Here is a 19774-nt window from a genome sequence, read left to right as displayed (position 1 = left end):
TGCCGGCCGGTCACTGCGGGGCAGCGAAGGGCTGGCGTTCCTGCCACCAGGCAATGACCTGCTCGACGGCCTCGTCGATCGTGAGCAGGGAATTGTCCAGCACCAGGGCATCCTGCGCGGGCTTCAGTGGCGCGACGCTGCGGGAGCTGTCCCGGGCATCGCGCGCCTCCAAGTCGGCGCGAAGGTCGGCTATGTTAGCCGAAATTCCCTTTGAAATCAACTGTTTATGCCGGCGCTCCGCCCGGCAGGCGGCGCTGGCCGTGAGATACACCTTCAGGGGCGCGTTCGGGAAGATGACGGTGCCCATGTCGCGCCCGTCGGCCACCAGCCCCGGCAACTGCCGGAAGCTGTGTTGCAGCTCGACCAGCGCCTCGCGCACCTGCGGCAGGGCGGACACGCGCGAGGCGTTCATGCCGGCCTCCTCGGTGCGGATGGCCTCGGTCACGTCGTCGCCGCCCAGCCACACGTGGCCGGCGTCGAAGCGCACCGGCAGCGCCCGGGCCAGCGCGGCGATGCGGGGCTCGTGCTCCGCGTCGATGCGCAGCCCGGCCTGCACCGCGGCCAGCGCCGCGATGCGGTACATGGCACCGGAGTCGAGGAAGCGGTAGCCCAGCCGCTGGGCTACGGCGGCGGCGACGGTGCCCTTGCCCGAGGCGGTGGGGCCGTCGATGCAGATCACCGGAATGCTGTCGACGGGCGCGTGGGCCACCGAGAAGAGCGCCTCGAAGTAATCCGGGAAGGTCTTGGCCACGCACTGGGGATCGAGGATGCGCACCGGCAGCCCGGCCGGGTTGAACGCCGCGAGCGAAAAGCACATGGCGACCCGGTGGTCGTCGTAGGTGTGGATGCTGGCAGCGCGCCAGTCGCCGGGGTGCGCGGGCGGGGTGACGCGGATGAAGTCGGCGCCTTCTTCCACCGTGGCGCCCAGCTTGCGCAGCTCGGCGGCCATGGCGGCGATGCGGTCGGTCTCCTTCACGCGCCAGCTGGCGATGTTGCGCAGCGTGGTGGTGCCGTGGGCATACAGGGCCATCACGGCCAGCGTCATCGCGGCATCGGGAATGTGGTTGCAGTCCAGGTCGATGGCCTTGAGGGGCCAGGCGCCGCGCCGGATGGTGAGCCAGTTCGGGCCGCTTTCCACCTGCGCGCCCATGGCCTGCGCGGCTTCGATGAAACGGATGTCGCCCTGGATCGAATCCTGCCCCACGCCCAGCACCTTGACGCCATCCGTGCCTTCGGCGCCCATCGCAAGGGCGCCCAGTGCTATGAAATAGCTAGCAGAAGAGGCATCCGCCTCGACATGGATGCTGCCGGGCGAGCGGTACCGGCTGCCGGCCGGGATGGTGAAGCGCTGCCACGCATCGTGGCGCACGTCGATGCCGAAGCGCGCCAGCAGCTCCAGCGTGATGTGGATGTAGGGGCGCGAGATCAGCTCGCCCACCACGTCGATGACCACGTCCTGCGTGCGCGCCACCAGCGGCAGCGCCATCAGGAGGGCGGTGAGGAACTGGCTGGAGACGTCTCCGCGCACGCGGATCGGCTCGCTCAGCGAGAGCGGCGGCACGCCGCCCTGGTGGGCGATGCGCAGCGGCGGGAAGCCGTCGTTGCCCAGGTAGTCGATGCGGCAGCCGAGCTGGCGCAGGGCGGCGACCAGGTCGCCGATCGGTCGCTCGTGCATGCGGGGCACGCCCGACAGCTCGAACTCGCCGCCCAGCAAGGCCAGCGCGGCGGTCAGCGGCCGCATGGCCGTGCCGGCGTTGCCCAGGAAGAGCCGGGCGGGCGACTGCGCCGCGCGCTCGCCCAGGCCCGTGATGCGCACGGTGCTGCCCGACGGCTCCACGGTGCAGCCGATCTGCCGGAGGGCGTCCAGCATCACGCGCGTGTCGTCCGAGGCGAGCAGGTCGTGGACCACGGTGGTGCCGTGGCTCAGCGCCGCCAGCAGCAGCACGCGGTTGGAGATGCTCTTGGAGCCGGGCAACTGCACGCTGCCGCCGGCCGAGGCCAGCGGCGGGAGATCGAGGAAGGCGGTGGTGTACATCAGGTGCCGGTCTTGTTCGTTCTTTGCGCGCCCATGCGCCAGTGCGTGCGCGTGGCGCTCGCCAGCGTGATCAGGTCCTCGACCGCCTGGCTGTCGCCCTGCTGCATGGCCTGCTCGAAGTCGCCGAGCGCCTGCTGGAAGAGGCGGGCCTGCAGCAGCAGCTCTTCGCGGTTGGCGAGCAGGATGTCGCGCCACATCTTGGGGTCGCTGGCGGCGATGCGCGTGAAATCGCGGAAGCCCGGCCCGCCGAGCGACAGGAAGGTGTCGCCTTCGGTCTGCGCGGTGATGCTGTTCATCATGGCGAAGGCCAGCATGTGGGGCAGGTGGCTCACGGCGGCGAAGGCGGCGTCGTGCGATTCGGGCGACATGCTCTGCACGCGGCAGCCCAGCGCCGTCCAGAGCGCCTCCGCGCGCTGCAGGTGGGCGGTGAGGGTGCGCTCCGTGGGCGTCAGGATGACCTGCCGTCCGCTGTAGAGCTCGGCCTCCGCATGTTCGACGCCAGAGACCTCGCGGCCGGTGATGGGGTGTGCGGGCACGAATGAGCCGACCTGGTCGCGCAGCGCCTGGCGAGCCGCCTGTACCACGTCCGCCTTGGTGGAGCCCACGTCCATGATGAGCATCTGCGGCGTGACCAGGTGCTTGATGGCTTTGAGGGTGGCCTCGGTGGCGGCCACCGGCACCGCCAGCAGCACGATGTCGGCGCCGGCCACCGCCAGCAGCGCGGAGGGCGCCTCGACGTCGATCACGCCGAGCTGCCGGGCGCGGTCGGTGGTGGAAGGCGACTTGCTGTAGCCGACCACGCGCTTGACCAGGCCCGCCTGCTTCATCGCCAGCGCGAACGAGCCGCCCATGAGTCCGCAGCCGATCAGGCCGAGTTGCTCAAACATGCCGGCCCTCCCCGGTGGAGCCGTCCACCGCTCGCGCGGGCCTGCTGGGTACGCCGCTGCGCTGGCGGCCGCCGACGTGCGCGCTCATGGCGCGACCGGGTAGGAACCCAGTACCTTGTAGAACGCGCACAGGCTGCGCAGCTCTTCCAGCGCGCGCGCCACGTGCGGCTGGCTGGGGTGGCCGTCCAGGTCGATGTAGAAGTAGTACTCCCACTGGCCCGTGCGGGCCGGACGCGATTCGAAACGCGTCATCGACACGCCGTGCTTCTTGAGCGGCACCAGCAGGTCGTGCACCGCGCCGGGCTGGTTGGGCACGGAGATGACCAGGCTGGTGCAATCCTTGCCCGACGCGGGCGGTGTCGCCAGCGTGTGCGGCAGGCAGATCACGGCAAAGCGGGTGCGGTTGTAGGCGTCGTCCTGGATCGCGTGGGACACGATGTGCAGGCCGAACTGCGATGCGGCGCGTTCGCTGGCGATGCCGGCCCAGGCCGGGTTGGTGGCGGCGAGCCGCGCGCCTTCGGCATTGCTGGAGACCGGCCGGCGTTCCACGTGCGGCAGGTGCTTGGCGAGCCAGCTCTGGCACTGTGCCAGCGCCTGCGGGTGTGCCAGCACCGCTTCGATGCCTTCCAGGCTGTTGGACTGCCGCAGCAGGTTGTGCCGCACCAGCAGGCTGACCTCGCCCACCACATGGCAGGGCGTGTGCAGGAAGAGGTCGAGCGAGCGGGTGACCACGCCCTCGACCGAATTCTCGACGCCCACCACGCCGTACTGCGCGCTGCCTGCGGCCGTGGCGTGGAACACCTCGTCGAAATTGGCGCAGTACATCAGGTCGGCCGCGCCGCCGAAGAATTCCACGGCCGCCTGTTCGCAGAAGGTGCCGGCCGGGCCCAGCACGGCCACGCGCTGCGGGGCTTCCAGCGCCAGGCAGGCGGACATGATCTCGCGCCAGATGGCGGCCACGTGCGGCCCTTTGAGCGGGCCGGGGTTGGCGGTCTGGATCTTGTCGATGACCTGCGCCACGCGGTCCGGCCGGAAGAAGGGCGTGCCCTCCCGTTTCTTGACCTCGCCCACGCGCTCGGCGACCAGCGCGCGCTGGTTGAGCAGGGTGAGCAGCTGCTGATCGATGTTGTCGATCTGCACGCGCAGGCTGGCGAGATCGGGGGAGGCTTGCGGAGTGGACATCGGGTGCTGTCTGGTGGGGGGAGGGCGGGGGCGAGGGGGCGCGGCGGGTGCCTTTTTAACGCTTTCTCAGGCCTGCTTTCGCTCGAAGTCCTGCATGTACGCCACCAGCGCCTCGACGCCTTCGATGGGCATGGCGTTGTAGAGGCTGGCGCGCATGCCGCCGACCGACTTGTGGCCCTTGAGCTGCAGCAGGCCGCGTTCCTTGGCGCCGGCGAGGAACGCCTCGTTGCGCGATTCGTCGCGCAGCAGGAACGGGATGTTCATGCGCGAGCGCGCGGTTGGCGCGACCTTGTTGAAGTAGAGCTGCGACTGGTCGATGTAGTCGTAGAGCCGCGCCGCCTTGGCGATGTTGCGCCGCTCCATCGCGGCGATGCCGGTGGCGTCGCCCTCGGTCTGGCGCTTGAGCCACTGGAAGGTCAGGCCCGCGATGTAGATGCTCCAGGTCGGCGGCGTGTTGTACATGGACTGGTTGTCGGCCACCACCTTGTAGTCGAAGGCGCTCGGGCAGATCGGCAGGGCGTGGCCCAGCAGGTCTTCCCGCACGACGACCAGGGTGAGGCCGGCGGGGCCCAGGTTCTTCTGCGCGCCGCCGAAGGCCAGGCCGACACGCGACCAGTCCACCGGGCGCGACGCCACATGCGAAGAGAAGTCGATGACGAGCGGGGCGTCGCTGCCCAGCGCCTTCAGGTCGGGCAACTGCTGGAATTCGACGCCGTGGATGGTTTCGTTGCTGCACAGGTGCACGTAGCTCGCGCCCCGGCTCAGCTGCCAGGTGGCCGGGTCGGGCACGGTGGTGAAGCCGCTTTCCTCGCCGGACGCGACGACCCGCACTTCGGAGGCGTAGCGCTTCGCTTCCTTCTGCGACTTCTGGCTCCAGCTGCCGGTCACGACGACATCGACCGTGGCCGCGCGGGACAGGTTCAGGGGCACGATGGCGTTCTCGGCCAGGCCGCCGCCCTGCATGAACAGGATCTTGAATTCGGGCGGCACCGCCAGCAGCTCGCGCAGGTCGGCTTCGGCCTGTTCGTAGATGGCGATGAATTCCTTGCCGCGGTGGCTCATCTCCATCACGCCCATGCCGCTGCCGTGCCAGTCCAGCATCTCCCCGGCTGCCTGCTGCAGCACCTCGGCGGGAATGGCGGCGGGGCCGGCGGAGAAGTTGTAGGGACGGTTCATGGCAGGAATTCAGTGTCAAAAATGCTGCCAGCGCTTGATGTACAAGCGCTGGCAGCTATTGATTCAATAGCATCGACGTCCCGGCGCGCCGGGCGCGGATGCGGCGGGTTCAGGCGTCGCCGGCGGGCGGCGGCGTGTCGGCCCCCGTGTCGCCGGAGCCTTCGGGCGGAAGGTCGCCGTCCGGCACGTTGGCATCGTTCTCGACGATGCGCTGCAGGCCGCTCAGCTTCGCGCCTTCGTCCAAGGCGATCAGGGTCACGCCCTGCGTGGCGCGGCCCAGCTCTCGGATCTCGGACACGCGGGTGCGCACCAGCACGCCCTTGTCGGTGATGAGCATGATCTCGTCGTCGGCATGCACCAGCGTGGCGGCCACGACCTTGCCGTTGCGCTCGCTCTGCTGGATGGCGATCATGCCCTTGGTGCCGCGGCCGTGGCGGGTGTATTCGACGATGCCGGTGCGCTTGCCGTAGCCGTTCTCCGTCGCGGTGAGCACGCTCTGAGTCTCGTTCTCGGCCACCAGCATGGCGATCACGCTCTGGCCGTCTTCCAGCATCATGCCGCGCACGCCGCGCGCCGCGCGGCCCAGCGGGCGCACGTCGTTCTCGTCGAAGCGCACGGCCTTGCCGCCGTCGGAAAACAGCATCACGTCGTGCTTGCCGTCGGTCAGCGCCGCGCCGATGAGGTAGTCGCCGTCGTCCAGGTTCACGGCGATGATGCCGCCCTTGCGCGGGTTGCTGAATTCGTCCAGCGCGGTCTTCTTCACCGTGCCCATGCTGGTCGCCATGAACACGTAGCGGTCGGCCGGGAAGGTGCGCATGTCGCCCGTGAGCGGCAGCACCACGTTGATCTTCTCGCCTTCCTGCAGCGGGAACATGTTCACGATGGGTCGGCCGCGCGAGCCGCGCGAGCCGGCCGGCACTTCCCACACCTTCAGCCAGTAGAGGCGCCCGCGGTTGGAGAAGCACAGGATGTAGTCGTGCGTGTTGGCGATGAAGAGCTGGTCGATCCAGTCGTCTTCCTTGGTCGCCGTGGCCTGCTTGCCGCGCCCGCCGCGTTTCTGGGCACGGTATTCGGACAGCGGCTGGCTCTTGATGTAGCCGGTGTGCGAGAGCGTCACCACCATGTCGGTGGGCGTGATGAGGTCTTCGGTGGAGAGGTCCTGCGCGCTGTACTCGACCACGCTGCGGCGGGCGCCCAGCTTGGACTGGCCGAACTCCTGCTTGATGTGGCCCAGCTCCTCGCCGATGATGACCGAGACGCGTTCGGGCTTGGCCAGGATGTCCAGCAGGTCTTCGATGACCGACATCACTTCCTTGTACTCGGCCACGATCTTGTCCTGCTCCAGCCCGGTCAGGCGCTGCAGGCGCATCTGCAGGATTTCCTGGGCCTGGGTGTCCGACAGGCGGTAGAGACCGTCCTGGCCCATGCCGAATTCGCGCTCCAGCCCCTCGGGGCGGTAGTCGTCCGCATTGACCACGCCGCCGTCTTCCCGCGTGCGAGTGAGCATCTCGCGCACCAGCTTGCTGTCCCAGGCGCGCGTCATCAGCTCGGCCTTGGCCACCGGCGGCGTGGGCGACTCGCGGATGATGCGGATGAATTCGTCGATGTTGGCCAGCGCCACCGCCAGGCCTTCGAGCACGTGGCCGCGGTCGCGCGCCTTGCGCAGCTCGAACACCGTGCGGCGCGTCACCACTTCGCGGCGGTGCTGCAGGAAGACGACGATCAGGTCCTTCAGGTTGCAAAGGCGCGGCTGGCCGTTGACCAGCGCCACCATGTTCATGCCGAAGGTGTCCTGCAGCTGCGTCTGCTTGTACAGGTTGTTCAGCACGACCTCGGGCACCTCGCCGCGCTTGAGCTCGATCACCAGGCGCATGCCCGACTTGTCGGATTCGTCCTGGATGTGGCTGATGCCTTCGATCTTCTTTTCGTGCACCAGCTCGGCCATGCGCTCCTGCAGCGTCTTCTTGTTGACCTGGTAGGGCAGCTCGTCGACGATGATCGCCTGGCGCTGGCCGCGGTCGATGTCCTCGAAATGGCAGCGGGCGCGCATGATGACCTTGCCCCGCCCGGTGCGGTAACCGTCCTTCACGCCATTGATGCCGTAGATGATCCCGGCCGTCGGGAAGTCGGGCGCCGGGATGATCTCCATCAGCTCGTCGATGGTGGCCTCGGGGTTGCGCAGCATGTGCAGACAGGCATCCACCACCTCGTTCAGGTTGTGCGGCGGAATGTTGGTGGCCATGCCCACCGCGATGCCGGCCGAGCCGTTGACCAGCAGGTTGGGCAGCTTGCTCGGCAGCACCAGCGGCTCTTTCTCGCTGCCGTCGTAGTTGGGGCCGAAATCGACGGTTTCCTTGTCGATGTCGCCCAGCATCTCGTGGGCGATCTTCGCCAGGCGGATTTCGGTGTACCGCATGGCCGCCGCATTGTCGCCATCGACCGAGCCGAAGTTGCCCTGGCCGTCCACCAGCATGTGACGCAGGGAGAAGTCCTGCGCCATGCGCACGATGGTGTCGTACACCGCGCTGTCGCCGTGCGGGTGGTACTTGCCGATCACGTCGCCCACGATACGGGCGGACTTCTTGTAGGGACGGTTCCAGTCGTTGTTCAGCTCGTGCATCGCGAACAGCACGCGCCGGTGCACGGGCTTCAACCCATCGCGCGCATCGGGCAGCGCACGCCCCACGATCACGCTCATCGCATAGTCGAGGTAACTGCGGCGCATTTCCTCTTCTAGGCTGATTGGCAGGGTTTCTTTGGCGAACTGGGTCATGGCAAGTGGGGGCGACGGGGAGGCGACAGGGACGATTCATTTTAGTTCCAAGACTGTGTCGCAGGTTTGCAACATAACGGCGCCCTCGCGCTTCTGTCCTACGGTGCGCACCCCGCCAAAACCATCTTTGGCTTGTTACGTATGGCACAATCAAATCAACGTTTTTAGTGATGGTCACTGACGACGTCCCTGATTCGCAGCGCGGCTGCGGCTTTTTCCCCAAGAGGAGAACCATGAAGAAACTGAACAAAGTGGCGATGTTGTTGGCCTCTGCCGTAATCGCGACGTCGGCTGGCGCCCAGGTCAAGGCAGCTGATGGCGGCAAGGTCATCGACAACTGGCAAAACGGCACCGGCGAGTTGGTCTGGAAGAACGGCACCAACGAACTGTGCTGGCGCGACGCCAACTGGACCCCCGCCACGGCCGCTGTCGGCTGCGATGGTGCTCTGGTTGTTCAGGCTGCTGCTCCCGCTCCGGCTGCTGCTCCCGCTCCTGCCGCTGCTCCCGCACCGGCTCCAGCACCCGCTCCTGCAGTGGCTTCGAAGGTCACCTACGCAGCTGACGCCTTCTTCGACTTCGACAAGTCCGTGCTGAAGCCAGAAGGCAAGGCCAAGCTGGACGACCTGGTCTCCAAGGTCAAGGGCATCAACCTGGAAGTCATCATCGCCGTGGGTCACACCGACTCCATCGGTACCGATGCCTACAACCAGAAGCTGTCGGTCCGCCGTTCCGAAGCCGTGAAGGCGTACCTGGTGTCCAAGGGCATCGAACGCAACCGCGTCTACACCGAAGGCAAGGGCGAGAAGCAACCTATCGCCGACAACAAGACGAAGGAAGGCCGCGCCAAGAACCGTCGCGTTGAAATCGAAGTGGTCGGCACCCGCGCCTCCAACTGATCGATCTTCGACCGATCCCAAAAAGAGCCCCGGAAACGGGGCTTTTTTTATGTCCGGCTTTTCCTTGGTGGGACAATCCAGGCCATGAGTGAACACGTCAATGCCGACCCGGCCGAACTGGCCAAGTTTTCCGAATTGGCTCACCGTTGGTGGGATGTAGAGAGTGAGTTTAAACCGCTCCACCAGATCAACCCTCTGCGGCTGGACTGGATCGATCAGCTGGCGGGGTTGAAGGGGCTAGACGTGCTGGACGTAGGCTGCGGCGGAGGAATCCTGGCGGATTCCATGGCCCGCCGCGGGGCCGAGGTGATGGGCATCGACTTGTCCACCAAGGCTTTGAGGGTCGCCCAATTGCACGCACTGGAGGCGGAGACGCCGCGCGTCCAGTACCGGGAAATCGCCGTGGAAGCCCTCGCTGCCGAGCGACCGGGCTCTTTCGATGTGGTGACCTGCATGGAAATGCTGGAACACGTTCCACAGCCAGAATCGGTAGTGAAAGCTTGTTCACAATTAGTGAAACCCGGTGGCTGGGTTTTCTTTTCCACCATTAATCGTAACGCCAAGGCTTTTCTCCTGGCCATTGTCGGTGCCGAGTATGTGTTGAAAATGCTGCCGCGTGGCACCCACGAATTTGCGAAGTTTCTCAAGCCCAATGAATTGGCCCATGCCTGCCGCCAGGCCGGACTGGAAGTGACGCAGACCCGGGGGTTGGAGCACAACCCCCTGACCGGCCGCTATTGGCTGAGCGCCGATACCAGCGTGAATTACCTGTTCGCCACCCGGCGCCTCGCAGAGTGAACTCTTCTCCATCCTTCGCACACTGCCAGGCGGTGCTGTTCGACCTCGACGGCACGCTGGTGGACAGCGCGCCCGACCTGGGTGCCGCGGCCGACCAATTGCGGGTCGACCGGGGCCTGCCGTCCCTGCCGCTTGCGGACTACCGGCCCATGGCGGGCGCTGGAGCCAGAGGCATGCTGTCCGTCGCCTTCGGTATCACGCCTGACCATCCCGACTTCGCCGCGATGCGGGAGGAGTTCTTCGTCCGATACGAAAGCCGGCTGCTGCATGGCACCCATGCCTTCGACGGCGTGCCCGAACTCATCGCTGCGCTGCAGCGGCGCGGCCTGCCCTGGGGCGTGGTGACCAACAAGGCGGCGCGATTCACCGAGCCTCTGGTGCGGGCCATGCCCCTCTTCGCCTCGGCCAAGGCGGTGGTGAGCGGCGACACCACGCCGTTTTCCAAACCACATCCCGAACCGCTCTTCGAAGCGGCGCGGCGGCTGGGGGTCGCGCCACAGTCCTGCGTCTATGTCGGTGACGACGAGCGGGACATCGTGGCGGGCCTTGCTGCCGGCATGAAGACCGTCGCTGCGACGTACGGGTACCTGGGCGCCTTGCCCCTGGAGTCGTGGCGCGCCGACGCGGCGATTAAATCTCCGCTGGAGCTCTTGAAAGTGCTGGGACTGGACTAAGATAGGAAGCCTGGGGCTGCCCTGGTTTCGACGTGGGTTCGGAATCGGTGTGGTGCATGTCGAGCTTGATTGGCGCTCGTAAATCTGCATTCGACAAACTAACTGCAAACGACGAACGTTTCGCACTCGCTGCTTAATTGCCAGTGAGCCTTGCAACAGTTGGCCGATGGGCTGGGCAAGGGGGTTCTGAGCAATCAGGGCCTCCCGGCTGCAAGGATAATTACATGGGCTGGCCTCGATCCGGGTACCTTGGGTCGAGGTAAGAAAATAGGGTGCTGGCCGCCGTTGTAGCGTGCGACTGCGCGACAACGGTAGCGAGATCCAAAACAGACCGCTAAACATGTAGATCTGCCCGATGAAGGCTTGCGGACGCGGGTTCAATTCCCGCCAGCTCCACCACCTCAGCCAACGCCTGCCAATGACAACCGTCGTTGGCAGGCGTTTTCTTTTGCCACGTTGTTGGCGTGTTTTGGCGTGCGGCTCACACCAAATTCACACCGCAATTCACACGGGTCAGGACACGCCCTCCAGGATCGCCTTCGGCTTCTGGTAGTCCTCGCGGATGAACTTGCCGTAGGTACGGAACACGATCTCCACGTCCTCGTGCCCCAACTGCTGGGCCACGTACCAGGGGTTCGCACCGGCCGTCAGCAGCGCTGACGCGAAGGTGTGCCTGACCTGATACGGGTTACGGTAGGGCAGGCCGGCCCGGGCCATCAAGGGCATCCACAAAGTTTTCCGGATCTGGGCGTCCGTCTCCCATGGCTGCGCGTTGCGAGGATTCAGCCACACCCTGCTGTTTTGTCCAGCGGAAAGAAGACGCTGCTCTCTCAGCGCGGCCAGCGCATCGGAGTTCAGATCGACATCCCGGATACCCGCAGCGGTTTTCGGGGCTTTGACGACACCCACCACTTGGTTCAGCTCGATCCTGGCGACGCGCTTTTCCAAGTCGACCCGCTGCCAGTCCAGCGCCTGCAGTTCCCCTGGCCGAAGACCTGTGGAGAACCAGAACTGCAGCATCGGCCGTTCGTCCGCACGAGAGGCGCCGAGCAGCACTGCTCGCTCTTCAGCAGTGAACGGCTGAATGACGTAGTCGCTGGCCTTGGCGGTCTGGCGGATGAGCTTCGCCAGCGCAATCCGTTCGAACGGGTTGAAGTCGATTTTCCCGTCGTTGAGAGCATCTTCGAGCACGCTCCGCAGAGGGATCAGGGTGTTGCGGATCGCCTTGCTGGTGCAGTCCATATCGGCAATCCACTCTCGCAGGTCGCTGGGGGTCACCTCTCGAACTCTCCGGCCGTGCCACTGGCGCATCCGTTCGCCGTTGATCGCCTTGGCATAGCCGCGGAATGTGGCAGGTGACATCTGCCCGTTCTCAACCTGCCGGCGGTAGGTTTCCAGCTGGTCGGCCAGCAGTCCCTCCATCAGCTCGGCGCCAGGCGCGGCCTGCTTCGCTTTCGGGCTGTCCGGGAAGTAGTCGCCGTAGACGAACGTTCCGTCGTCGATCTTCCGCTTGATCTCCGCCCGCAGGTTCGCCGCGTACTGGATCGAGCCCTTGGTGATCGGCCCTTCGGGCAGCAGCTCCCGGCACTGGCCGTTCCAACTGAAGGCCAGTTGGAGACGACTGCCCCGGATCGTCACGCCCGGCGGGAGGCTCAATGCTTCTGGTTTTCGACCCATCGGTTGTATTCCTCGACGTTGACGTAGAGCCGCTTCTTGCTGGCCAGCTTGGTGTGTTTGCCGTCCAGCCAGATCCCTCGCTTGCGGCGAGTGTGGACCATCTGCGACGTTTCGCCGGTGCGGCGGCAGTGCTCCGCCAGCAGCACCCAGCGGTAGTCGCCTTCGTTAGGCGAGGCGCTGGCGGTGCCGCCCCCAGCGGCGGACGCGGGCATTGTGCGTTGGGTTGTCATGGACTTCTCCTTGGCCGTTCACGGGCAAAAGAAAGCCCGCTCAAGGCGGGCTGGAGGTTTTGTGAAGGGGGGGCGCGGCGGGCGCGCGCGGCGTGGTCAGGCTGACGGTGAGTCAGAGTCGGCAGACAGATGCATCATCGCGTGCTGCAGCAGCATCTCGGCGTTGTAGTCTCTGCTGGCAATGCGGGCGCGGATCTCGGCCACGATGTATGGCTGCGGGATGTGGCCGGCGGGCGCCTGAACTACGTGCGCTGAGCCGAGAGCCGCGCACACCTTACATGCGGAATCCCTGGCGTCATGCCCTGTCTGCTGGTCTGGGCAAAGTCCTGCGTAGTTGTGGGCTATCCGGCCCTCAGCCTGCGCTTGTAGGATGTCGTTTGCCATCGTCGGGCAGATCAGGGCCTCCAGAGCTTCCCGGTGGTACGCGCCGACCCAGCCGGCGGGCGTCTCGACTTGCCAACGCACGACGGACATTGCCCCGCCTTCCGCGTTGTCGACCCGGGTGATCTGGAGCGCCGAACCTTCGGAGCTGGGTTGCTGACCTTCGGAGCTGACCTCCGGAGGTTCGGCTGGGGCTGCTGCACAGAAAGCGACTGCGTAGGCATGCATGCTCGCAAAGTCGTACAGCGGGCCATGTTTTGGGTGGACGTAAAGCGCCTTCGGCACGGTGGCGGGCTGGGTGGGGGTAGTGGTCATTAAATTTCTTTCAGCGCCTCGTCGCGGGCGCGGTTGATTTTGGCCATCCGCTCGGCGTCACCGCCGCGGTCGGGGTGGTTGGCGGATGCAAGGACCCGGTAGCGATCGGCCAGCGCCTGCGCGGTCACGCGCGCGTCGGGCTTGAAGCCCAGCACGTCGCGCCAGTGCCGGGCCACCCCGGCGACGATGGGTGCCGGCAGGGCTGAGAAGCCGGTGAAGGCCCGCTCCAGCACCACGGCGCCGCCGTGACGATCAATCGCGCGCATGGCTTCCACAGTAGCGGCGAGAGCCGCGATGTTCTGCTCCACCTTCGTATACCGGTCGATCGCCATGCTGCGCGGGTGGCCGTTGAATGGATCGGTCCAGTAGACAGCCGCGCCCGGGTCGCGCGGGGCGGCCTGGCCGGAGCGTGGCAGGCCGTCCTGGCGCAGCACCAGGTTGGTGGACAGCACAATGGAGCGCTCCGCGGCGCCCATGCGCTCCAGCTCTGCGAGCAACCGGCCGGTGGCCTCGGCGATGGTGACGTTCTCCTTCTGGGTCAAGCCGTACCGGCTTTCCTTCCGGGAGCCGAAGGCGCCTTGCGTGCGGGATGCGTCGAGCGTGCGTTTCCAGCCCGCCGGCCATGAGAGTGGGTATGCGGTGATGGCCATGCGACCTCCAGATGGTTTGTGCCCCGGGTGGGGCGGGGGGGGGGGGCAGGCAGGGAAGAGATCGAGTTGCTCGGTCTCGTACAGCTCGCACGATTCGGAGCAACCGCCATCGGTAATCGGGGGGCGGTAAGCTGGACCCGCTGCCTCGAACTCGGCGACCAGATCCGGTGCGCTGCAGTAGCCGCGGTACATCTTTCGGGGGCCGAGCACGTTGTTGGGCCCGACGTTGCGGTAGAGCTGATGCAGGCGCACAGGCAGGGCGAAGTTTCTCGGGTCCTCGCGGTACAGACGCAGCAGCTTGGCGTCTGACTTTTTGTAGCAGCCGAAGCAGTTGCCTTGGTGCTCTGGGATGCGAAGATTCCAGGGAAATGCCTCAAAGAAGTCCAGAACGTCTTGCTTGTCGACCGGCGCAGCATCTACCAGCGGATAGATGATTCGCTCGCGTTCGGCCACTTCTCGGCGCACGCGCCGCGGCTCGTCGGCTCGGATTCCGATGGCGGTTTTCGTAGGTGCCAGGCGCCCAGCCGATGGACCGTGCGTATGAGTCCATCACGTTAGTCTTGAGCTCACGGGTGCACAGCTTGAAGACCTGATTAGGTAGGCCGTACTTAGCCACCACGGCCTCAAACACCTCTCCGTTGCGAGCTGCCGTTTCGTAGCTCACAACACGGTGCGTGCAGGACTTTCGCCCTGGGTGCACCACGGCCTCAAGCCAGACAAGATTCAGTCCGAGCCAGCGGTCTACGGCATCAGCGAACCGCAGCGTGTCACGGTGTTCCCAGGACGTGTTGGCGAAGGTGTAGACGATCTCGTGCGTATCGCGTAAGCGTGGCGCCAAGGCCCCTCTTGACCCCGGCCGTTCGGCGCAAGCTCAGATGTCGAGCACGCGGCGCAGCAGCGCGAAGCCCACTCGCCACGAGTTGCCGTTACCGGCATCGACGGTTGCAGTGCGCTCGTTGATCCGCACAACCGTGCCGACCACCGTCTGCAGGTATTTGTCCTCGAAGGCCACCTTGTCGCCGCGCTGGAAGTCCTCTCGTGTAGGCTTTGGCGCACTCGGCTCGGGCTGTGCCGCTGCGCCTTGCTGCGTTCGGCCGGCGTCGGTGGGCTGTGGCTCGATGGCGGTATAGGGCAGCTTCCATTCGCGCCTCTCGCGCAGGTCCTGCAGCACGACCTGCGTGTCCTTCATGGCCAGCACCTTGCCCTCGCGCAGGCTGCCATCGCGCCAGTCCAGGAAGCGCACTGTCTGGCCCAGGTGCAGGTTCACCCGCACGGCAATGATGCGACGTGGATCGGCCAGCAGCCGCTCGATGACGGTGCTCAGCTCGAACAGCTGCAGGCTGCTGGCGTTGTTCAGCAGTTCCAGCAGGCGCGGATCGACGCCTCGGCTCATGCGGCGCGTCGCTGTTCGTCGCCCACCGCCTCGCGCGTGCCGATGTTCCACGGCAGCAGTTCCTCGATCCGGCAGATCGGGTGATCGGCAATGCGCCCCAGCACCTCGCGCAGGTAAGCCTCGGGATCGAGCCCGTTGAGCTTGGCCGTCTGCACCAGGCTGTAGATCGCGGCGGCCCGCTCGCCGCCTGCATCCGAGCCCATGAACAAGTAGTTGCCCCGGCCCAGCGCTATCCCGCGCAGGGCACGTTCGGCTGCGTTGTTGTCCATCTCGATGCGTCCGTCATCGCGGTAGCGCGTCAGTGCCTGCCAGCGCGTGAGGGTGTAGCCGATGGCGCGTGCCAGATCGGACTTGGCCGACACGCGCCCCACCAGGCTGCTCAGCCAAGCGTGCAGCTCGTCGAGCAGCGGTCCAGCGCGGGCCTGGCGGTGGGCTCGGCGCACATCCGGTGGCTGGCCACGGACCTGCTTCTCCACGGCGTACAGAGCCGCGATGCGTTGCAGCGCCTGGGCGGCGATGGAGTCCTCGGCCTTGCCGGTGCTCAGGTACAGGTCCCACCACGGACGGCGCGCATGGGCCCAGCAGGCGGCCTCTGTGACCAGCCCGCTGTCGTACAGCTTGCCCCAGCCGCCGTAGGCATCGGCCTGCAGCACGCCATGGAAGTGGCGCAGATGGCGCTGTGGATGCTCGCCCTTGCGGTCCGGCGTGTACTGGTACCAGGCCGCCGGCGGCTCCGTGGCGCCGGCGGGCCGGTCGTCGCGTACATAGACCCACAGACGCGCGGTGCGCGTCTTGCCCTGGCCTGGTGCCAGCACCGGCACGGGCGTGTCGTCGGCATGCAGCTTGGCCGCGGCCAGTGTGTAGCGGCCCAGCGCGGCCACCAGCGGCGCGAGCAGCCGCTCACTGTGATCGACCCAGCCAGCCATGGGGGAACGGTCGAGCTGAACGCCGCTGCGCGCGTAGATGCCACTTTGCCGGTACAGCGGCAGGTGGTCGCAATACTTGGACACCAGCACGTGGGCCAGCAAGCCTGCTGCGGCCAGGCCGCGTGCGATGGGGCGGCTAGCGGTGTCGGCCTGGAAGATGGACTGGCAGCGCACGCAGGCCAGCTTGGGTCGCACATGGCGGATCACCTTGAAGCGTGCCGGCACGTACGCCAGCTGCTCGGAGACGTCCTGGCCGATCTGGCGCAGCCGCCCGCCACAGGCGGTGCAGCCGCAGGGCTGGCCTGCCGCATCGTGGTGCGCGGTGTTCGTCTCGGGACGGTGCACTTGCGCTTCGCGCGGCAGGTGTGCCGGCAGGCTGCGGTCAAGCGTGGATGCGTTGGCGGCCTCGGCCTTGGTGTCGACCGGCTTGCAGGTTGGCACCGGCAATGCCTGCTCGTCGATGAAGCTGGCCTGCAACTGTTCGCTGGAGGTGCCGAACTGCGCACGCGCGCGGCGCAGCAGTTGCAGCTTGAGCTTGTCCACCATCAGGCGCAGCACAGCGAGTTCGCCATCGCGCACCTCGATCACGCGCAGCAAGCCTTCGACGGTGTGGGGCTCGGCGGGCTGTTGTGTCGGCACGGGCCCCAACTGTGCCGCAAGGGCATGCCCTGGGCAATCGGTAATGCCACCAACAGCAAGCGCGTGTGGCTATGCCGCCAACTCGGGGTGGTGCGTGCGCACCGGCATGCGCCAGTCGATGCCCTCCAGCAGCATGGACAGTTGTGCGGGCGTGAGGGCTACGCTGCCGCTAGTTGCCTGCGGCCAGATGAAGCGTCCTCGCTCCAGCCGCTTGCTCAAGAGCAGCAGGCCCTGGCCGTCGAACCACAACAGCTTGACGATGTCGCCGCGGCGGCCGCGGAAGACGAATACGTGACCTTTGAACGGGCTCTGCGCCAGGGCCGTCTGCACCAGCGCGGCCAGGCCGTCGAAGCCTTTACGCATGTCGGTGTGGCCGGCCACCAGCCAGACCTGAGTATTGGCAGGCGGCCCGATCATGCGCGCAGCGCATGCAGGACAAGGCGCAGGTGCTGCAGGTCCACGCCGACGGGAACGCGCACGGTGGCCTCGCCCAGCACGATCTCTATCGGTGCCGAGCCATCGGCAACCGGAGTCGGCGCCGGGGCAGGCGCAGGATGCGTGACGGTCACGGGCAACAGCACGGGGCCAGGCGCAGGCGCACCCCAGTGCTCCAGACGCATCCAGTGGCGCAGCAGATTCGCGTTGACGCCATGGCGCACCGCAAGGCCGGAGACCGACACGCCCGGCACGCGGGCCTGCTTCACCAGCCAGGCCTTGAAGACCGAGGTATAGATACGCTTGCCATTGCGCATCGTGCGCTCAACCATCGGGCCGGCCCACTCAGGGGTGTGTCCAGAGTCCTGCATATGGACACACATCCTCGGCCCTCAGGGCCGCGGCATCAATGGGGTGGTGAGGCCACACTTACCGTATCGCCGTAGCGACGCTGCAAGATCTCGCACATCTTTGCGCTGGATCGCCCCCCGCTGAAGGAGGCGCGGATTCGGGGCTTCACGCGGGCTCCGGAAACAAGAAAGCCCGCAATGCGGGCAAAAGAAAACCCGCACGAGGCGGGCTTGGAGGAATGGAGCGGGAGAGGTTCAGCCGTTCCCGGACCGGTCGCCGACCGGATCGTCCAGCTCGTCCTCCGCTTCATCGAACGCCGGCGGGTGAGGCTCGGCGTGCACTTGGGCGTTGGGGTGTTGCTGGGCAACCGGGGGGCGCTTGCTCTGCTCTTCTGGTGTGGTGGCCTGCTGGTGGTCCATCTGCTGATGCTTCGTCGGCTGGCTCGGAATCATGTCGGTCTCCTGTAGTCAGGCATGGTGCTTAGAGCTATTCCCCGGCATCGGTTTGAATCAGTTTGTCCGACAAGGTCGTTGTCTGCCGTAGGGACGCCTTAAAGAAACTGACAGAGGTTGTTTCATAATCATTACATCCCCACTAGTCCGCCGCAGGGCAATCATGAAATCCCAACGTGCTAGCGCCGCTGCCATGCTTTTCACTGCCTGGACTACAGCCTTTGCTGCTCCAGTCGAAATCTACGACGGCAGTGCAGCTCCGACAGCGCAGGGATGGACTAAGTACAACATCGGCGGCACCGAGACAGTAGGGACGGGCACCACGCAGTTCTCAACCACCACTGAGACAGGGGGCCGAACAAGCGAGGTCCAAACCTATCGACTCGCAGTGTCGAGCGCAAACTTCATCACTTCGATCAGGTTGCGGGCTCTCGCCGTCGATCCGCACAACCAGTTGGACGCTGGGCTGATGTTCAGCGTTGTGGACACCTTTCAAGCTCCGTTCGGAAACTTGGCGAACCGAGCCAGCATGCTTTACATCGACAGTTCCAGGATTGGCTGGGCAGACGACACCGCGTCGGCTCCCAACGATGCTACCGTCTTCCATGATTACGTGTTTCGCTATTTGAACGGCGTTATAAACGTGTACGTCGACGCTTCCTACAGCGACATCGCCGCTGGCACAGCCACTCCGCTGCTGACAAAGAATCTGTCTACATCGAACAATAGTTCGGCCGTGATTCTTTTCGGCGATCAGACGAATGACCCCAACGTAGATTCCACCTACGTGGTCGACTTCGTTCGCTACGAAAACCTGAATGCGGCGCCCCCCGCAGCTTCGCCGCAGAGTGTTTCCACTCTGAACCAGTGGGGGTTGGTCGTCATGTCTGCGGCTCTTGCGCTGTTTGGGTTGGCAGGGGTCCGGCGCCGGCGCTAACGTATCTCAGCGCTGGTGCTGAGCCCTGCTCAGATCCTGCAGCGGCTCGAGTTCGCGCAGCGCTCTATCACACAGTTTTGAGCTGCACGGCTCAAACGCCATCAGGTAGCTACTTCCGTGGTCACGCCCGCTGCCGCCGCGTCAGTCGCCCGCTTCGCCACTGCGCGGCAGAGCATCGGGAACAAGGCAGCAGGGAAGTGGACCGCAGCCCTCAGGCGGGTGACCGCGAAGCCCAGCGCCTCGAGCCCTGCGGCGTCCAGCTTGATCGGGGCAAGCAGGGCGTTGATCCGGCCCAGCGTGATCGTGTCGCCCCCGACCGTGGCCGCGCTCGCCTGCGCCGCGCCGATGGCGGTCTGAGCGTCGATGCCGGCCACCGCGTCGTTCTTCACGTCGGCCGCCAAGTCGCTCAGCGCGTCCATCAGGGGCGCCGGTAACGCATTCGCGGCGCGGGCCTCCGCAATGCTCTGCTGCGCCTCCTTCTCGGCGTCGATTAGCCTTTGCCGTTCCAGCGCGTCGTCGGCCACTTTCTGCGCGCGGCGCTCGGCCTCCGTCACGCGGTTGGCGATGATCGCGGCCAGGTCGTCCGGCGCCTTCAGCACCAGCTGCGCAGCGTCGGGGACTCGAGGCTCCAGAGTCACACCTGGACTCGGGTCAAAAGTGGCGCAGCCAGCGCGAAGATGGCGCGCAATGTGGGCCAGGTCGATGCGTGGTGCAGCCTCATTACCGCAGTGTGCGGCGAGCTGGGCGTGCCGGCTCACGGCATCAGCCCGGCACGCAAGGGCGCGAAGCTGGACGCGAAGCGGTTCGAGGCTGTTACCGGCTGGGTTGGCTCAAGCAACGAGCACGCGCGCGACGCGGCGATGGTGGCCTGGCCGTATCGGAAGGCCGTGCTGTGATGCGCTGCTGCCTGTGCGGCCGACCCGTCTTCGCACCGACGCTGTTCATCGGGAGTCTGCCGGTGGGCAGC

General features: G+C 66.1%; 20 protein-coding genes and 1 other RNA gene. 6 read left to right on the top strand and 15 right to left on the bottom strand.

Annotation, left to right across the window (positions count from 1 at the left end; all coding sequences use genetic code 11):
* Positions 1-10 precede the first annotated feature (10 nt).
* The 5 genes from ABWV53_RS08740 to gyrA form a co-directional block, all read right to left on the bottom strand.
* Positions 11-2035: a bifunctional 3-phosphoshikimate 1-carboxyvinyltransferase/cytidylate kinase gene (locus ABWV53_RS08740; RefSeq protein ID WP_353364950.1), complete on the bottom strand. Its 2025-nt coding sequence runs from the start codon at positions 2033-2035 to the stop codon at positions 11-13.
* Positions 2035-2922, bottom strand: a complete 888-nt coding sequence (locus ABWV53_RS08735; RefSeq protein WP_353364948.1) for a prephenate dehydrogenase — start codon at positions 2920-2922, stop codon at positions 2035-2037. The genes ABWV53_RS08740 and ABWV53_RS08735 overlap by 1 nt, the downstream gene beginning before the upstream one ends.
* 84 nt (positions 2923-3006) lie before the next feature.
* Positions 3007-4104, bottom strand: a complete 1098-nt coding sequence (gene pheA, locus ABWV53_RS08730) for a prephenate dehydratase (RefSeq protein WP_353364946.1) — start codon at positions 4102-4104, stop codon at positions 3007-3009.
* A gap of 66 nt (positions 4105-4170) precedes the next feature.
* The gene (gene serC / locus ABWV53_RS08725) at positions 4171-5280 is read right to left on the bottom strand and encodes a 3-phosphoserine/phosphohydroxythreonine transaminase (RefSeq protein WP_353364944.1); all 1110 of its coding nucleotides are present in this window, start codon (positions 5278-5280) and stop codon (positions 4171-4173) included.
* Positions 5281-5389: 109 nt separating this feature from the next.
* Positions 5390-8053: a DNA gyrase subunit A gene (gene gyrA, locus ABWV53_RS08720; protein ID WP_353364942.1), complete on the bottom strand. Its 2664-nt coding sequence runs from the start codon at positions 8051-8053 to the stop codon at positions 5390-5392.
* Between the two features lie 233 nt (positions 8054-8286).
* Here gyrA and ompA point away from each other — a divergent pair, with 233 nt between their 5' ends.
* The 4 genes from ompA to ssrA all read left to right on the top strand — a co-directional run bounded on the left by ompA (position 8287) and on the right by ssrA (position 10820).
* Positions 8287-8949 (top strand): outer membrane protein OmpA, encoded by a 663-nt coding sequence (gene ompA, locus ABWV53_RS08715; RefSeq protein WP_353364940.1) that lies wholly within the window; start codon positions 8287-8289, stop codon positions 8947-8949.
* A gap of 84 nt (positions 8950-9033) precedes the next feature.
* Positions 9034-9747: a bifunctional 2-polyprenyl-6-hydroxyphenol methylase/3-demethylubiquinol 3-O-methyltransferase UbiG gene (gene ubiG, locus ABWV53_RS08710; RefSeq protein ID WP_353364938.1), complete on the top strand. Its 714-nt coding sequence runs from the start codon at positions 9034-9036 to the stop codon at positions 9745-9747.
* A 32-nt stretch (positions 9748-9779) separates the two neighbouring features.
* A complete protein-coding gene (locus ABWV53_RS08705; RefSeq protein ID WP_353364936.1) occupies positions 9780-10421 on the top strand; it encodes an HAD family hydrolase in 642 nt (213 codons plus the stop codon).
* A gap of 12 nt (positions 10422-10433) precedes the next feature.
* Positions 10434-10820: a transfer-messenger RNA gene (ssrA, locus tag ABWV53_RS08700) on the top strand.
* A 114-nt stretch (positions 10821-10934) separates the two neighbouring features.
* Here ssrA and ABWV53_RS08695 read toward each other — a convergent pair.
* The 9 genes from ABWV53_RS08695 to ABWV53_RS08655 all read right to left on the bottom strand — a co-directional run bounded on the left by ABWV53_RS08695 (position 10935) and on the right by ABWV53_RS08655 (position 17870).
* Positions 10935-12098, bottom strand: coding sequence for an Arm DNA-binding domain-containing protein (locus ABWV53_RS08695; protein ID WP_353364934.1), 1164 nt, complete (start codon positions 12096-12098; stop codon positions 10935-10937).
* Positions 12074-12328 carry a hypothetical protein gene (locus ABWV53_RS08690; RefSeq protein ID WP_353364932.1) on the bottom strand — a complete coding sequence of 85 codons (255 nt, stop codon included), beginning with the start codon at positions 12326-12328 and terminating at the stop codon, positions 12074-12076. Before ABWV53_RS08690 ends, ABWV53_RS08695 begins: the two co-directional genes overlap by 25 nt.
* Before the next feature lie 96 nt (positions 12329-12424).
* On the bottom strand, positions 12425-13024 hold the full coding sequence (locus ABWV53_RS08685; protein WP_353364930.1) for a hypothetical protein: 600 nt from the start codon (positions 13022-13024) through the stop codon (positions 12425-12427).
* Positions 13024-14139, bottom strand: coding sequence for a J domain-containing protein (locus ABWV53_RS08680; protein ID WP_353364928.1), 1116 nt, complete (start codon positions 14137-14139; stop codon positions 13024-13026). Before ABWV53_RS08680 ends, ABWV53_RS08685 begins: the two co-directional genes overlap by 1 nt.
* Before the next feature lie 406 nt (positions 14140-14545).
* Positions 14546-15067, bottom strand: coding sequence for a hypothetical protein (locus ABWV53_RS08675; RefSeq protein ID WP_353364926.1), 522 nt, complete (start codon positions 15065-15067; stop codon positions 14546-14548).
* The gene (gene tnpC, locus ABWV53_RS08670) at positions 15064-16632 is read right to left on the bottom strand and encodes an IS66 family transposase (RefSeq protein ID WP_353364924.1); all 1569 of its coding nucleotides are present in this window, start codon (positions 16630-16632) and stop codon (positions 15064-15066) included. The genes ABWV53_RS08675 and tnpC overlap by 4 nt, the downstream gene beginning before the upstream one ends.
* Positions 16633-16701: 69 nt before the next feature.
* Positions 16702-17049, bottom strand: coding sequence for an IS66 family insertion sequence element accessory protein TnpB (gene tnpB, locus ABWV53_RS08665; protein ID WP_353364922.1), 348 nt, complete (start codon positions 17047-17049; stop codon positions 16702-16704).
* Positions 17046-17399 (bottom strand): IS66-like element accessory protein TnpA, encoded by a 354-nt coding sequence (gene tnpA, locus ABWV53_RS08660; protein ID WP_353364920.1) that lies wholly within the window; start codon positions 17397-17399, stop codon positions 17046-17048. Before tnpA ends, tnpB begins: the two co-directional genes overlap by 4 nt.
* A 273-nt stretch (positions 17400-17672) precedes the next feature.
* Positions 17673-17870: a hypothetical protein gene (locus ABWV53_RS08655; protein WP_353364918.1), complete on the bottom strand. Its 198-nt coding sequence runs from the start codon at positions 17868-17870 to the stop codon at positions 17673-17675.
* A gap of 163 nt (positions 17871-18033) precedes the next feature.
* On the opposite strand from ABWV53_RS08655, the gene ABWV53_RS08650 reads away from it, so the two are divergent.
* Positions 18034-18807 (top strand): IPTL-CTERM sorting domain-containing protein, encoded by a 774-nt coding sequence (locus ABWV53_RS08650; protein WP_353364916.1) that lies wholly within the window; start codon positions 18034-18036, stop codon positions 18805-18807.
* Between the two features lie 101 nt (positions 18808-18908).
* Here ABWV53_RS08650 and ABWV53_RS08645 read toward each other — a convergent pair whose 3' ends face one another.
* Positions 18909-19445: a hypothetical protein gene (locus ABWV53_RS08645; RefSeq protein ID WP_353364914.1), complete on the bottom strand. Its 537-nt coding sequence runs from the start codon at positions 19443-19445 to the stop codon at positions 18909-18911.
* A 39-nt stretch (positions 19446-19484) separates the two neighbouring features.
* Here ABWV53_RS08645 and ABWV53_RS08640 point away from each other — a divergent pair, with 39 nt between their 5' ends.
* Positions 19485-19703, top strand: a complete 219-nt coding sequence (locus ABWV53_RS08640) for a hypothetical protein (RefSeq protein WP_353364912.1) — start codon at positions 19485-19487, stop codon at positions 19701-19703.
* Positions 19704-19774: the final 71 nt, after the last annotated feature.

Origin of the sequence: Acidovorax sp. FG27 (genome assembly GCF_040365715.1) — a bacterium.
Classification (GTDB): Bacteria; Pseudomonadota; Gammaproteobacteria; order Burkholderiales; family Burkholderiaceae_C; genus Paracidovorax.
Note: the sequence above shows the minus strand (reverse complement) of the source record. Positions and strands in the feature narration are given on the sequence as shown.

Coding starts and splice junctions, on each gene's coding strand:
- tnpA (WP_353364920.1), bottom strand. CDS start 17,399: ATGGTTGAGCGCACGATGCGCAATGGCAAGCGTATCTATACCTCGGTC.
- ABWV53_RS08655 (WP_353364918.1), bottom strand. CDS start 17,870: ATGATTCCGAGCCAGCCGACGAAGCATCAGCAGATGGACCACCAGCAG.
- gyrA (WP_353364942.1), bottom strand. CDS start 8,053: ATGACCCAGTTCGCCAAAGAAACCCTGCCAATCAGCCTAGAAGAGGAA.
- pheA (WP_353364946.1), bottom strand. CDS start 4,104: ATGTCCACTCCGCAAGCCTCCCCCGATCTCGCCAGCCTGCGCGTGCAG.
- serC (WP_353364944.1), bottom strand. CDS start 5,280: ATGAACCGTCCCTACAACTTCTCCGCCGGCCCCGCCGCCATTCCCGCC.
- ompA (WP_353364940.1), top strand. CDS start 8,287: ATGAAGAAACTGAACAAAGTGGCGATGTTGTTGGCCTCTGCCGTAATC.
- ABWV53_RS08690 (WP_353364932.1), bottom strand. CDS start 12,328: ATGACAACCCAACGCACAATGCCCGCGTCCGCCGCTGGGGGCGGCACC.
- ABWV53_RS08685 (WP_353364930.1), bottom strand. CDS start 13,024: ATGACCACTACCCCCACCCAGCCCGCCACCGTGCCGAAGGCGCTTTAC.
- ABWV53_RS08740 (WP_353364950.1), bottom strand. CDS start 2,035: ATGTACACCACCGCCTTCCTCGATCTCCCGCCGCTGGCCTCGGCCGGC.
- ABWV53_RS08640 (WP_353364912.1), top strand. CDS start 19,485: ATGGCGCGCAATGTGGGCCAGGTCGATGCGTGGTGCAGCCTCATTACC.
- ubiG (WP_353364938.1), top strand. CDS start 9,034: ATGAGTGAACACGTCAATGCCGACCCGGCCGAACTGGCCAAGTTTTCC.
- ABWV53_RS08675 (WP_353364926.1), bottom strand. CDS start 15,067: ATGAGCCGAGGCGTCGATCCGCGCCTGCTGGAACTGCTGAACAACGCC.
- tnpB (WP_353364922.1), bottom strand. CDS start 17,049: ATGATCGGGCCGCCTGCCAATACTCAGGTCTGGCTGGTGGCCGGCCAC.
- ABWV53_RS08735 (WP_353364948.1), bottom strand. CDS start 2,922: ATGTTTGAGCAACTCGGCCTGATCGGCTGCGGACTCATGGGCGGCTCG.
- ABWV53_RS08650 (WP_353364916.1), top strand. CDS start 18,034: ATGAAATCCCAACGTGCTAGCGCCGCTGCCATGCTTTTCACTGCCTGG.
- ABWV53_RS08695 (WP_353364934.1), bottom strand. CDS start 12,098: ATGGGTCGAAAACCAGAAGCATTGAGCCTCCCGCCGGGCGTGACGATC.